Annotated in this window: 11 protein-coding genes and 2 tRNA genes; 9 read left to right on the plus strand and 4 right to left on the minus strand. The window is 57.4% G+C overall.

What is annotated here, in order from left to right; translation table 11 throughout:
• Positions 1-200: 200 nt before the first annotated feature.
• The 3 genes from OP495_RS04000 to OP495_RS18790 all read right to left on the minus strand — a co-directional run bounded on the left by OP495_RS04000 (position 201) and on the right by OP495_RS18790 (position 2,482).
• Entirely contained in the window at positions 201-545 is a 345-nt protein-coding gene (locus OP495_RS04000; protein WP_280561656.1) for a hypothetical protein, read from the minus strand.
• A 414-nt stretch (positions 546-959) separates the two neighbouring features.
• On the minus strand, positions 960-1,253 hold the full coding sequence (locus OP495_RS04005) for a hypothetical protein (protein WP_280567419.1): 294 nt from the start codon (positions 1,251-1,253) through the stop codon (positions 960-962).
• Between the two features lie 92 nt (positions 1,254-1,345).
• Positions 1,346-2,482, minus strand: a complete 1,137-nt coding sequence (locus OP495_RS18790) for a helix-turn-helix transcriptional regulator (protein WP_348521293.1) — start codon at positions 2,480-2,482, stop codon at positions 1,346-1,348.
• Here OP495_RS18790 and OP495_RS04015 point away from each other — a divergent pair.
• The 4 genes from OP495_RS04015 (at position 2,400) to OP495_RS04030 (ending at position 5,201) form a co-directional block, all read left to right on the plus strand.
• The gene (locus OP495_RS04015; RefSeq protein WP_280561651.1) at positions 2,400-3,296 is read left to right on the plus strand and encodes a LysR family transcriptional regulator; all 897 of its coding nucleotides are present in this window, start codon (positions 2,400-2,402) and stop codon (positions 3,294-3,296) included. The two genes, OP495_RS18790 and OP495_RS04015, sit on opposite strands and share 83 nt — an antisense overlap.
• Before the next feature lie 82 nt (positions 3,297-3,378).
• Positions 3,379-4,857 carry a glutamate--tRNA ligase gene (gene gltX / locus OP495_RS04020; protein WP_280561650.1) on the plus strand — a complete coding sequence of 493 codons (1,479 nt, stop codon included), beginning with the start codon at positions 3,379-3,381 and terminating at the stop codon, positions 4,855-4,857.
• Between the two features lie 176 nt (positions 4,858-5,033).
• A tRNA-Ala gene (locus tag OP495_RS04025) sits at positions 5,034-5,109 on the plus strand.
• A gap of 16 nt (positions 5,110-5,125) precedes the next feature.
• Positions 5,126-5,201 (plus strand) — tRNA-Glu (locus tag OP495_RS04030).
• Positions 5,202-5,687: 486 nt separating this feature from the next.
• On the opposite strand, the gene gltA is transcribed toward OP495_RS04030, so the two are convergent.
• Entirely contained in the window at positions 5,688-6,974 is a 1,287-nt protein-coding gene (gene gltA, locus OP495_RS04035; RefSeq protein WP_280567506.1) for a citrate synthase, read from the minus strand.
• A 393-nt stretch (positions 6,975-7,367) separates the two neighbouring features.
• On the opposite strand from gltA, the gene sdhC reads away from it, so the two are divergent.
• The 5 genes from sdhC to OP495_RS04060 all read left to right on the plus strand — a co-directional run bounded on the left by sdhC (position 7,368) and on the right by OP495_RS04060 (position 13,655).
• Positions 7,368-7,745 carry a succinate dehydrogenase, cytochrome b556 subunit gene (gene sdhC / locus OP495_RS04040; protein WP_075369620.1) on the plus strand — a complete coding sequence of 126 codons (378 nt, stop codon included), beginning with the start codon at positions 7,368-7,370 and terminating at the stop codon, positions 7,743-7,745.
• Positions 7,739-8,086 carry a succinate dehydrogenase, hydrophobic membrane anchor protein gene (sdhD, locus tag OP495_RS04045; RefSeq protein ID WP_040244087.1) on the plus strand — a complete coding sequence of 116 codons (348 nt, stop codon included), beginning with the start codon at positions 7,739-7,741 and terminating at the stop codon, positions 8,084-8,086. The genes sdhC and sdhD overlap by 7 nt, the downstream gene beginning before the upstream one ends.
• A 3-nt stretch (positions 8,087-8,089) precedes the next feature.
• A complete protein-coding gene (gene sdhA, locus OP495_RS04050; RefSeq protein ID WP_280561646.1) occupies positions 8,090-9,862 on the plus strand; it encodes a succinate dehydrogenase flavoprotein subunit in 1,773 nt (590 codons plus the stop codon).
• Between the two features lie 19 nt (positions 9,863-9,881).
• Positions 9,882-10,586 carry a succinate dehydrogenase iron-sulfur subunit gene (locus tag OP495_RS04055; protein ID WP_348521295.1) on the plus strand — a complete coding sequence of 235 codons (705 nt, stop codon included), beginning with the start codon at positions 9,882-9,884 and terminating at the stop codon, positions 10,584-10,586.
• Positions 10,587-10,820: 234 nt separating this feature from the next.
• Positions 10,821-13,655: a 2-oxoglutarate dehydrogenase E1 component gene (locus OP495_RS04060; RefSeq protein ID WP_280561642.1), complete on the plus strand. Its 2,835-nt coding sequence runs from the start codon at positions 10,821-10,823 to the stop codon at positions 13,653-13,655.
• Position 13,656 lies beyond the last annotated feature (1 nt).

Below are 13,656 nucleotides of genomic sequence, written 5' to 3' on the forward strand. Positions count from 1 at the left end.
AGGTTTTTCGAACCATGCTGGTACTCATTTGGTACTCGCAGTGCTTTCGATTCGGTACCTGGGAGGTTTACTTTGGCGACGATCAGGAAGCGCCGACGAAGGGAGAGCAGCGTCTCATATCTTGCTCAGGTCCGCATCGCTTGGGTCCGGATCGCCGACCTGACCAGCGAATAGCACATGGGTCCCGACATCTAATTGCCTTATTGACGTTTGCCTGCCTGCATGTCCGTTTTAATATCCATGGGGCCGCCGATTTCAGCTTGCTGAGTCTGCTTATCGTAGGCGCATAATATTTGTAAGCGCTTCTTGGTGCCGCGCTCATGTCCGGTCAGGCGGGCAAGGCCGAAGTGTTTGGAGCCAAAGGGATCCACTGCAATCGTTTCGACATTGAAGCTGTCAGCTGCGGCGGCACGACATGTTTTTTCGACGTTGGCACGGAAGTCGCTCCAAGCTTCTTCGCTGGAGGCTGAGGCCATTGTCGACAAAAGGGGAATACCCACAGTTATGATCGCTAAAGCTACACGGCCATATTTTGCATACTGCATGATGTTCTCCAATATATAGGGTGCTTATGATTTCATAGTCTCTACTGTCAGGCTAGGGCTTAGACTGTCGAGGATAGCGATGCGCTGCATGGGGGATCGACGGCGAGAGTCAAGGCGATGCCTGTTCTAGCCTTACTGGCGTATTGATACTTGAAGAGCAGGAGATCTTGTATTGATACTCTCTTACTTTCCGAGACATAACATTAAATTGGGGTTGTTTAATTCAGGTTATTTTGACTACTGAAATTCTTCTGCCATGGTGATTGTGTACGCCACGGAAGGGCGGAAAGCAAGGAAGCTAGGTAAAAAGGACACCTAGGTAAGCACGGAGGCACGGACAGGAAGTCCGTCATGACTGCAAGGAAATGCAGATTTGTACGGAAGCCCGGCCGGGATTGGTCGGGCTTTTTTGTATCAGGGCGATTGGTTGCGCTGATCTCTAAGCTCGCGTTGCGAGTCTTCCAAACGGCGCTGAGAGCGCTTGAGTTGACGCTCTTGCTGCTGGCGCTCGTCGAAACGCTCATCGCGGTGTTCGCTGCGGTTCAGCGACTGGCGACGTTCGATCGTGGTGGCGCGGTCGCTGCTGACGTCACGTTGCAGTTGATTGCGCTGTCGACTGTCGTTGAGCGAGTCGTGCTGGCCAGGGTCATCGGCCAGTACCGACCATGCCAGGGCGAACAGTGTCACCAGCAGAATGGCTTTTATCATGCGGCCTCCCGTTGATGAGGTATGCATTTAGTATGGACCAAGATGTGATCCATTAAATCTCTGAGACGGTCAGAAAAGTCTGCCGGGTGGCGTCAATCGCTGTCGTCACGTTGTTTCCAGCGAGCCTGAAGGCGCCCCGCGATATGAAAGGGGAAGGGCTGGTTTGGATCGACGGTAGTGTGGTGCGCAGGATCGGCGATGCGCAACGTCTCGGGTTCAGGCTGGCTCAGATGCTGGATCGTGAGTGCATGCCGCCAGTCGAGCAGGTAAAGCCCTTCCTGCCGGAATTGCGAGGTGGGAAGAATGGCAGCGATATCGCCTTCCTCGAGATAGGCGAATGTCTCGCCTGCGCCCGGCGTCACTAGGTAACATCCCCGAACGAGGGTATCGATGGCGGTGCCCGAGGTCGGGAGAGGGACCGCGAGCGTGTGAGCTTTCCACGGCACTGGAGGCATGGCATGTAGTGCCAATAGGGGGGCACTGCTGAGTGCGTCCTCGGTGATACGTTGAGAGGCCGTGGGTGTGGCGACGGCATTGCCATCTTCGAGTAGTCGTTCGAGTGAGCAATGCAGCGAGTTGGCCAGCGCGATGAGTCGCTCATGTCCGACCTGCTTGATGGTGCCGGATTCCCAATAGGAAATCGTGACGTCCGATACGCCGACACGTCTGGCCAAGGCGGCCTTGCTCAAGCCGGCGTATATCCTTAGCTGCTTGATTCGGGGTCCCAGTGCGTCCATGTAGACATCTCGCCATGAGGTTAACGCTTTAGCATATCCAGCCAATACCAAAGTATGTTTCGGGTTGGGGGTTATGACCAGAATGCAGTGCGCATGCCGGAGCCGTGTTGCAGCATGGGGAAGGATAGAATGAGGAAGAAAAGAGCGCCGGCCGTTCCGGAGAACAGCCTGGTGGCGCAAAGAAAAGCTCGTTTCACTGAAGATGCCACACGGCACAGGACAGCCGAAGCTGCCTGACGCCGTTAGCGTGCGCGTGGCACTTTCGCTGAGAAAAGACCACGCGTGTCGGGAGCGAAACATCGCCTGCCCGAGCGCTGCCATTATAGGCAGTCGGCCTTTGCGTAATAAGAGGGTACAATCGAAAACTAGTGTTTCTAAATTGGAAACTGGTAGTCGGGGTATCTTCAACATGACGACACTGGATGCATTGCGTGTCTTCGTCGAGGTCGTTCGTGCGGGCAGTTTTACCGCCGCGGCGCGGCGTCTGAGCATCTCCAAGTCGTTGGCTTCCAAGCGTGTGGCTGCACTCGAGGATGAGTTAAGCGTCAGTCTACTCAATCGCTCGACGCGTTCGCTGCGCCTTACGGAAGCTGGACAGATCTATTACGAGCATGGGTTGCGGGTCATCGAGGAGTTGCAGACGGCGGAGGCGCAGGTCCAGTCGGTGACGTCGCAACCTCGGGGGCAACTCAAGGTCAGTGCCCAGGTGAGCTTCGGCTTTATGTACCTGGCAGAGCCGACCACCGCCTTCATGCGCCGCTATCCCGAGATGTCGGTGGAAATCCTGCTCGAGGATCAGCGATTCGAGCCCATCGACGACTCGGTGGACCTGGCCATTCGCATGGGACCGATGCCGCCATCGAGCCTGGTGTCGCGCCCGCTGTGCAAAGTGGTCTATGGTCTGTACGCAGCGCCGGATTATCTGGCCCGTGTCGGACGTCCGCTGCATCCCAAGGACATCGCCGAGTTCGATACAGTGTTCTACGGCAATTACGACCTAGGTGCTCACTGGCGCTTTTCGCTCAATGGACAGCCGCTGGATATAGAGCCTAATTCGCGTCTGGTAATCAATAATCTGCTGGGGGTGGTCGAAGCGGCAAAGGCGGGGTTTGGCTTGGCCTATCTGCCTACATTCGCGGCGCGCGCGGCAGTGGAGGAGGGGCAGCTGACCCCACTCTTGCAGCCGTATTGGAATGAGCACGGCAGCATGTTGGTGTTGTTTCGTTCGCGCAAATACCTGCCTGACAAGACTCGCGCCTACCTGGATTTCATTACGGAGTGGTTTCGCGAGCACCTGGCCTTGTGAAGAAGACGTCGACGGTGCTGATGCCGGGGAGGTGCATGCGTATAATGTCCCCCATCGTCAGTCACCAATGATCGGGAACTTCATGACCGTACGTACACGTATTGCGCCGTCGCCGACCGGCGATCCCCATGTCGGCACGGCCTATATCGCGCTGTTCAACCTATGTTTCGCGCGTCAGCACGGCGGGCAGTTCATCCTCCGTATCGAGGATACGGACCGGATGCGTTCGACGGCCGAGTCGGAGCAGATGATCCTCGACTCTCTGCGCTGGCTGGGGCTCGAATGGGATGAAGGTCCGGATATCGGTGGCCCTCATGGCCCGTATCGGCAGAGCGAGCGTGTCGACATCTATACGCAATATGCGCAGCAGTTGCTCGACACCGGGCATGCGTTCAAGTGCTATCGGACCAGCGAGGAACTCGATGAGCTGCGTGAGACACGCAAGGCGGCGGGGCTGCACCTGGCGCTCAAGCCCGCCGACCTGGCGCTTAGCGATGGAGAAGTCGCGCGTCGCGAGCGCGAACAGTGGCCTTACGTGGTGCGCATGAAGGTACCCAGCGAGGGCAGTTGCATCGTCAGCGACATGCTGCGGGGTGAGATCGAAGTCGATTGGGCGCAGGTCGATGCCCAGATCCTGCTCAAGTCTGATGGCATGCCAACGTATCACCTTGCCAATGTCGTCGACGACCATCTGATGGGCATCACGCATGTCATGCGCGGTGAGGAGTGGATCAACTCGGCACCCAAGCACAAGCTGCTGTATGAGTACTTCGGTTGGTCGATGCCGACGCTGTGCCATATGCCATTGCTGCGCAACCCGGACAAGTCGAAGCTGTCCAAGCGCAAGAACCCGACCTCGATCAATTATTATCGGCACATGGGCTTTTTGCCGCAGGCGGTGACCAACTATTTGGGCCGCATGGGGTGGTCCATGCCCAACGACCGCGAGAAATTCACCCTCGAAGAGATGATGGCAAACTTCGATATCCAGCGCGTGTCGCTGGGGGGGCCGGTGTTCGATCTAGAGAAGCTCACTTGGCTTAATGGCGTCTATATCCGCGAGGATCTGGACGATGCTGCCTTGCTGCAGGCCCTGAGAGAGTGGGCCTTCAATGAAGAGTACGTCAGTCAAATTCTGCCGCAGGTACGTCCGCGAATCTCGACACTCTCCGATGTCATGCCGTTGGCCGGGCATTTCTTTTCGGGGGTGCCGCCGCTCGAGGCGTCCAGTTTCGAGGGCATTAAGCTCGAGAATGAGGACTTGCTCAAGTTACTGCAGTTTTTGACCTGGCGACTGGAAGGCGTTTCCAGTTGGCACAAGGAAGCCTTGCTCGACGAGGTCAAGTTCCTGGCCGAGGCGTTCAATATGAAGATGAAAGCGTTTCTGGCACCGGTCTTCATCGCCGTTACGGGGAGCGCGACTTCTACCTCGGTGCTGGATGCCATGGCGATTCTCGGTTCGGACATGACACGGGCACGCTTGCGCCATGCCATCGAGGTGCTGGGGGGTATCTCCAAGAAGCAGACCAAACGCTTCGAGAAGGAATATCGGGAGCTGTAAGCTCCCGGGCTTCGCCCTGAGCTGGAAGAGCGGCGCTGCGCGCCTGGAAGAAGGAAGGACGCTGCTATGCAGCTTGAAGAGGGAAGAAAACTCCAGATACTGTCTTCCTTCTTCCTTCTCAACAGCTATTGACGAATCTCGGCGTTATCAGTATTCTACGCACCGTCTTGAAGCGCGGGGCCTTAGCTCAGATGGGAGAGCGCAACACTGGCAGTGTTGAGGTCAGCGGTTCGATCCCGCTAGGCTCCACCAAGCATCAAGACAATGCGTCCCATTCGTCTAGTGGTCCAGGACACCGCCCTTTCACGGCGGTAACAGGGGTTCAAACCCCCTATGGGACGCCACCCTTGCCCACAGTAGTGGCGATATCAGAGACGCTGAAGCGTCTTTTTTTGTGTCTGCTTCTCGTTCGCCATTAGACGTTTTTATACGTTTTTCCCCTTGACACCTCCGGAATTTTGTCCACTGCCGTGTCGTAACCCTTTTCGTGTTGTGTATAACGCCGGATGAGGCCCCTCATGCTGCGCGCTATTGAAAAATATTCGATTTTTCAATCACTTATAGAAGGTTAAAAATTAACCGATTTGAGCGTAACCGCCTTGTCATGGTGTTCCTGGCGAACTACCGAAAGGTTTTGAACAGGTTTATCCACAGAAAGTGTGGAAAACGCCCAGCGGCGTCAGGGGCAGAAGAACAAGGCTGTGGGAGCGGGAGGTTTTAGGGGCGGGAAGACGCGGAGTCAAACGCAACGGACCGCCCTGAAGGCGGTCCGTGATGCTTGCGTGCAGTAACCTGTCCGGGAGTATTTCGGTTGGGTTGTGGCTAGCAAGTTACTTGGTTGGATAGTCCCGCTGGGAATGACCTATATAGAGCTGACGCGGGCGGCTGATGCGATAGCTGCCGCTGATCATCTCGTTCCAGTGAGACGTCCAGCCAATCGTACGGGCCATGGCGAAGATGACGGTAAACATGTTGGTCGGAATGCCGATCGCCTTGAGGATGATGCCCGAATAGAAGTCGACGTTTGGATAGAGCTTACGTTCGATGAAATAGCCGTCTTCCAATGCGATCTGCTCGAGCCGCTTGGCGATCTTGAGCTGCGGGTCGTCAGCCATGCCGAGTTCGCCCAGCACCTCGTCGCAGGTTTCCTTCATGACTTTGGCGCGCGGGTCGAAATTGCGATAGACGCGGTGGCCAAAGCCCATCAGCTTGAACGGATCATCCTTGTCCTTGGCGCGGTCGATGAAACGCTGGATGTTCTCCTCGGACTCATCACCGATCTCATCGAGCATGTTGAGCACGGCTTCGTTGGCACCACCGTGAGCCGGACCCCATAGTGCGGCGATGCCGGCACTGATGCAGGCGAAGGGGTTGGCGCCGGTCGAACCTGCTAGACGAACCGTCGAGGTGGAGGCGTTCTGTTCATGGTCGGCATGCAGCATGAAGATCCGGTCCATGGCCTTGGCGAAAACCGGGTTGACCACGTAGCTTTCACACGGGTTGCCGAACATCATGTAGAGGAAGTTCTCCGCGTAATCCAGGTCATTGCGCGGATAATTGAATGGCTGGCCTATGTTGTATTTGTGGCACATCGCGGCCAGGGTCGGCATCTTGGCGATCAGGCGAATCGCGCTGACGCGGCGCTCTTCTTCTTTGGTGATGTCCAGATTGTCGTGGTAGAAGGCGGCCAGGCCACCGACGACGCCGCACAGGATCGCCATCGGATGAGCGTCGCGACGGAAGCCCTTGAAGAAGTTGACGAGTTGTTCGTGGACCATGGTGTGATTTCTCACGGTGGCCGCGAAGTCGTCGTATTGTGCCTTGCTGGGGAGCTCTCCGAACAACAGTAGATAACAGAGTTCGACGTAATTGGAGTGCTCGGCGAGTTGGCCGATGGGGTAGCCGCGATGGAGAAGAACGCCTGCAGCACCATCGATGTAGGTGATGCCTGATTCGCAGGAGGCGGTGGCGACGAAGCCCGGGTCGTATGTGAACAGACCTTCACTGGTCAGGCCGCGGACGTCGATCACATCAGGCCCGACGGTGCCGGAGTAGACAGGGAACTCGATCGTCTTGTCCAACCCTTCTACCGTCAACTGCGCTTTCCTGTCAGCCATTATGGCCTCCTCTTTATACCTAAGTCTTTGTCTTGCTTGCCATGCCAGCGAAAATAATGCGCCTACTATAGAACCACGCGGTGGATTGTCAATTGGGCCTAGGGCGCCTGTGACCATGGCGCCGCCGCGCATGGTGTGTCCTGACGTGGCGATAGAAAGGGGGCGAGCAAGGTTTTCACCCGGAAGTGTTACCCTATTTGACGCGTCCATGCGGATGGCTGCAAGGGCTATCTCATTTGTCATGACATCCCCCGGTCCTTATAATCTTAACCCGCGCGACTGGCAGGAGCATGGCTTGGTCATGTAAGCCCTCGACCAAGGCCTCCCCCTCAAACCACCGCCCGCACCGGGTACAGCCCTAGCCGCTGGCGGGCCAAGAGAGTGTGATGAGCCGTGAATAGCAAAAGACCCGTAAACTTAGACCTGACGACTATAAAATTTCCACTTCCCGCATTGACCTCCATTGCCCACCGCATTACCGGTGTCATCCTCTTCGTGGGATTGATCTTCGGTTTCTGGGCCCTCGACGCGTCACTGTCGTCTCCCGAAGGATTCGAAGCAGTGCGTGACACCCTCGCCAACAACGTACTCGCCAAACTGATTGCTTGGGGATTGCTCTCGGCGCTGGGCTTCCACTTCGTGGCCGGCATCAAGCACCTGCTGATGGATGCAGGTATTGGCGTGGATCTCGAGGGCGGATATCGCAAGGCGCAGATCACGGTCGTGATCAGTGCCATCTTGGTGGTTCTGGCAGGAGTCTGGGTATGGTAACCAATATCACGAACCTCGGTCGTAGCGGCCTGTCCGATTGGCTGATCCAGCGAGTCTCGGCCATCATTCTGGCAGTCTATGCCGTATTCATGGTCCTGTATCTACTGTTCCATCCGGGGCTTGATTACGCCACGTGGAGCGGTCTCTTCTCGCAGACCTGGATGCGCATCTTTTCCCTGCTGGCCTTTATTTCCATCGCGGCGCACGCATGGGTCGGCTTGTGGACGGTGTCCACCGACTATCTCAAGCAGGCGGGTGCACGCTTTGCATTTCAAGCGGTCGTCATGCTGGCCATCTTTGTTTTTCTGGTGTGGGGCGTTCAAGTCCTTTGGGGAGCCTAATCCATGTCCAATATGCGTAGCCTGACATTCGACGCAATCATCATCGGTGGCGGTGGCTCTGGCCTGCGTACCGCGCTCGAGCTGGCCAAGTCCGGCAAGAAGACCGCGGTGCTTTCCAAGGTCTTTCCGACGCGCTCGCACACCGTCTCCGCCCAAGGCGGCATCACCTGCGCCATCGCCAGCGCCGATCCCAATGACGATTGGCGCTGGCACATGTACGACACCGTCAAGGGCGGTGACTATATCGCCGACCAGGATGCCACTGAGTACTTGTGTTCCGAAGGCCCCAAGGCGGTTTTCGAGCTAGAACACATGGGGTTGCCGTTCTCGCGTTTCGATAACGGCCGCATCTATCAGCGCCCCTTCGGCGGTCAGTCCAAAGACTTCGGCAAGGGCGGCCAGGCCGCGCGTACATGTGCCGCTGCCGACCGTACCGGCCATGCGCTGCTACATACGCTGTATCAGAACAACCTGAAAAATAACACCGTGTTTCTGAATGAATGGTATGCGGTGGACCTGGTGAAAAATGCCGATGGCGATGTAGTGGGCTGTATCGCCATGTGCATCGAAACCGGTGAACTCGTGCATATCAAGTCCAAGGCCACGGTGCTGGCGACCGGTGGCTCGGGCCGCATCTACGCGTCAACGACCAATGCGCTGACCAATACCGGCGATGGTATCGGCATGGCGCTTCGCGCTGGCTTCTCCATGCAGGATATGGAGATGTGGCAGTTCCACCCCACCGGTATTTACGGGGCCGGAGTCCTGGTCACCGAAGGCTGTCGTGGCGAGGGCGGCTATCTGATCAACAAGGATGGCGAGCGCTTCATGGAGCGCTACGCGCCGAACGCCAAGGATCTGGCCGGCCGCGATGTCGTGGCTCGCGCTATGGTCATGGAAATCCTTGAAGGGCGTGGTTGTGGCGAAAACGGTGACCACGTCATGCTCAAGCTCGATCACTTGGGTGAGGAGGTTCTGGGGAAGCGTCTGCCGGGTATCGTCGAGCTATCCAAGACCTTCGCCCATGTCGATCCCGCCACAGACCCGATTCCGGTCGTGCCGACGTGCCATTACATGATGGGTGGCGTGCCGACCAACGTCCACGGCCAGGCGATCATGCAGGACGCCGATGGCAACGATCAGATCGTCAACGGGCTGTTCGCCTGTGGCGAGGCGGCATGTGTGTCCGTGCACGGTGCCAACCGTCTGGGCGGCAATTCACTGCTAGACTTGGTGGTCTTCGGACGTGCCGCCGGCATGTTCATCGAAGAAGCGCTCAATGAAGGGGTCGATTACCTCGAGGCGGCTCAGTCCGATATCGACAGTGCCATGGCCCGCCTCAACCGTTGGGATGAATCGAGCGGTGGCGAGGCAATTCCTGAGCTGCGTGCAGAACTTCAGGAGGTCATGCAGAACGATTTCGGTGTTTTTCGCCAGGAAGACACCATGCAGGAGGGCGTCAAGAAACTGGCCGATCTCCGCGAGCGTATCGGTAATGCGCATCTGGCCGATAAATCCAATGCCTTCAACACCGCGCGTGTCGAAGCATTGGAGCTCGACAATCTGCTCGAGGTGGCGGAAGCCACGGCAATCTCCGCTTTGGACCGCAAGGAAAGCCGCGGCGCGCATTCGCGCTACGACTATCCGGATCGCGACGACGCCAATTGGCTCAAGCACTCCATGTACTTCCCGGTCGAGAAGCGGCTTGGGCAGCGTGACGTGAACTTTGCGCCGAAGACCGTCGAGACCTTCGAGCCGAAAATTCGCACCTACTAAGGGGTTGTCCAAGATGTCTATGCTTCAGATATCCATTTATCGCTACAACCCGGAAACCGACTCCGTGCCCTATATGCAGGAGTTCGAGCTGGACACGCAGGGCCGCGACATCATGGTTCTCAATGCACTTGAAATGATCAAGCAGCAGGATAGTTCCATGGCGTACCGGCGTAGCTGCCGCGAAGGGGTTTGCGGTTCCGATGGCATGAACATGAACGGCAAGAATGGCTTGGCTTGCGTCACGCCGTTGTCCGAGGTGATCAAGGACAACAAGCTGGTGCTGCGTCCACTGCCCGGTTTGCCGGTTATCCGTGATCTGGTGGTCGATATGGGGATGTTCTACAAGCAGTACGAGAGCATCCAGCCTTATCTGCAAAACGATACCGCTGCGCCGGCCACCGAGCGCTTGCAGTCACCGGAAGAGCGCGAAAAACTCGATGGGCTTTATGAGTGCATCCTGTGCGCCTGCTGCTCTACGGCTTGCCCCTCTTTCTGGTGGAATCCGGACAAGTTCGTGGGTCCAGCGGGCTTGCTACAGGCTTATCGCTTCCTTGCCGATTCGCGTGATACCGCAACGAGCGAGCGCCTGGCGCGGCTTGAGGATCCGTTTAGCCTGTTCCGGTGCCGTGGCATCATGAATTGCGTGGCGGTGTGTCCTAAAGGGCTCAATCCGACGCGTGCGATTGGCAAGATTCGTGAGATGTTACTGTCTAATGCCACTTAAATCGCGCCGCGTGGCTTGTTATCATTGGCAACAAGCTTCTTCCTGCGACATGCCGTCGCAGGAGGCCGGTCCAACGATCGCCGTTAGCCGGTGCCCTGCGCACCGGCTTTTGACGATAAGTGGACCCTAGCATCGCGTGTGACGCCAACCTGTTCCCGCAGGTCCCAAGTGACGCCGGCACGTCCGGGCGTGCCAGCGCCAAGAACACCCATCAGTGCATAGGGTGATTAAGAAATGCAAGAAGGCATAATGGAGTTGATGTGGCGCACTTCCCATGTCAGCGGCGGCAACGCCCACTACGTGGAAGCGCTCTACGAGCAATATCTCGTCGAGCCCTCTGAGGTTCCCGACGAATGGCGTAACTATTTCGATCAGTTACCTCGTCCGGAAGGCGCCCCCTCTCACGACGTTCCTCTCAGTCCGATTCGTGATCAGTTCTATCAGTTGGCGCAAAACCAGCGTGGCAAACCCGCCGCCGGTGTCGCCGACAGCAGCGAGAACAAGAAGCAGGTCAAGGTTCTCCAGCTGATCAACGCATACCGCTTTCGCGGCCATCAGCGTGCCGATATCGACCCGCTGGGGCTGCGCAGCCCGACGCCAATTCCTGATCTGGATCTTTCCTTCCATCAGCTGACCGACGCTGACATGGAGACGTCCTTCCAGACCGGCTCGCTGTTCCTGGGCAAGGATCAAGCCTCGCTCAAGGAAATCGTCGACGTCCTGGAGAAGACGTACTGCCGCAGCATTGGCTGCGAGTTCATGCATATCGTTGACACCGACGAAAAGCGTTGGCTGCAGCAACGCTTCGAATCGGTGCGTTCCAAGCCGGACTACAGCATCGATGTGCGCAAGCACATCCTCGAGCGTTTGACGGCTGCCGAGGGATTGGAAACTTATCTCGCGTCCAAGTACCCAGGCACCAAACGCTTCGGGCTGGAAGGCGGCGAGACGTTTATCCCGATGGTTGACGAAATCATCCAGCGCACTGGTAACTATGGCACCAAGGAAGTCGTTATCGGCATGGCGCACCGGGGTCGCCTCAACCTGCTGGTCAACTTGCTGGGCAAGAGTCCGTCGGAACTGATCGACGAGTTCGACGGCAAGAAAGTCATCCAGCAAGGCTCGGGGGATGTGAAGTACCACCAGGGCTTCAGTTCCAACGTCATGACCGAGGGTGGCGAGGTCCACTTGGCCTTGGCGTTCAACCCCTCGCATCTCGAGATCGTCACGCCGGTGGTCGAAGGGTCCGTGCGTGCCCGCCAGGACCGCCGCGAAGACGGCGAGGGTGCCAAGGTACTGCCGATCGTCGTTCATGGTGATGCCGCTCTCGCCGGCCAAGGCGTGGTCATGGAGACATTCCAGATGTCCCAGCTCCGTGGCTACAAGACCGGCGGTACCGTGCATATCGTCATTAACAACCAGGTCGGCTTCACCACATCACGAGCCGATGACGCACGTTCCACGGAATACTGCACCGATATCGCCAAGATGGTCCAGGCACCGATCTTCCACGTGAACGGCGACGATCCCGAGGCGGTGGTGCATGCCACCCAGGTGGCCGTCGATTATCGTTACCAGTTCAACAAGGACGTGGTGATCGATCTCGTCTGCTATCGCAAGCGCGGCCACAACGAAGCTGACGAGCCTTCCGGCACCCAGCCGCTGATGTACCAGAAGATCAAGTCGCACAAGAGTTCGCGTGAGCTTTATGTGGCGCGCTTGGTGCAAGAGGGCATGATCAGCGACGACGAAGCGGCCGCCATGGTTGAGAAGTATCGCGATGATCTTGTGGCAGGCAACCACGTTGCCAACGCGCTGGTCAAGGAGCCCAATACCGAGCTATTCGTCGACTGGACGCCTTATCTAGGGCACACGTGGACTGGTGATGCCGATACGTCGATCGACATGACGCGTATGCAGGCGCTTGCCGACAAAATGTGCGCAGTCCCCGAGGAAGTCGAGGTACAGCGCCAGGTGGCCAAGATCTACGAGGATCGCCGCAAGATGGCCGCTGGTGATCTGGCTATCAACTGGGGCTTCGGCGAGACGCTGGCGTATGCCACCTTGCTGGATGAAGGCCATCCGATACGTCTGACGGGCCAAGATACAGGACGCGGCACTTTCTCTCATCGTCATGCCGTCGTGCATAACCAGAAAGACGGTTCGACTTATGTGCCGCTGGAGTACATCAAGGAAGACCAGCCAAATTTCACCATCCGCGATTCTTTCCTTTCCGAGGAAGCGGCACTCGCGTTTGAGTACGGGTATTCCACGACCACACCCAAGGCCTTGATCATTTGGGAAGCCCAGTTCGGTGACTTCACCAATGGGGCACAGGTGGTGATCGACCAGTTCATTTCCTCCGGTGAGACCAAGTGGGGACGGCTTTGCGGGCTTACCATGCTGCTGCCGCACGGCTATGAAGGGCAGGGACCCGAGCACTCCTCGGCGCGTCTCGAGCGCTTCCTGCAACTGTGCGCCGAGCACAACATGCAGGTCTGCATGCCGACCACGCCGGCCCAGATATTCCACCTTCTGCGCCGACAGGTGATTCGTCCGCTGCGCAAGCCGCTGGTGATCATGTCACCGAAGAGCCTGCTGCGTCACAAGGAAGCAACCTCGACGCTGGAAGATCTGGCCAATGGCCGCTTCGAAATGGTGCTGCCGGATCAAGGCAAGCTCGACACGGAGAGTGTCAAGCGCGTGGTGTTGTGCTCGGGCAAGGTCTACTACGATCTGGTGAGCTATCGTGCCGAGAATGGCAACGACGATGTTGCGATCGTGCGTTTGGAACAGGTCTATCCTTTCCCCAAGGAAGAGCTGTACGAGGTCTTCAAGACCTATTCGAACCTCGAACAGGTCGTTTGGTGTCAGGAAGAACCGCTCAACCAGGGCGCCTGGTATCAAAGCCAGCATCATATGCGTCTGGTGGCCGATATGGTTCAAGAAGGCTTGGGGCGCGATCTGAAATTCGCAGGGCGTCCGGCATCCGCCGCACCGGCATCCGGCTACATGTCCGTCCATGTTGAACAGCAGCGTCAGCTGGTGGAAGACGCCATTACTGGCTGAG

It is taken from the genome of Chromohalobacter sp. 296-RDG (genome assembly GCF_029889885.1).
Taxonomy (GTDB): domain Bacteria; phylum Pseudomonadota; class Gammaproteobacteria; order Pseudomonadales; family Halomonadaceae; genus Chromohalobacter.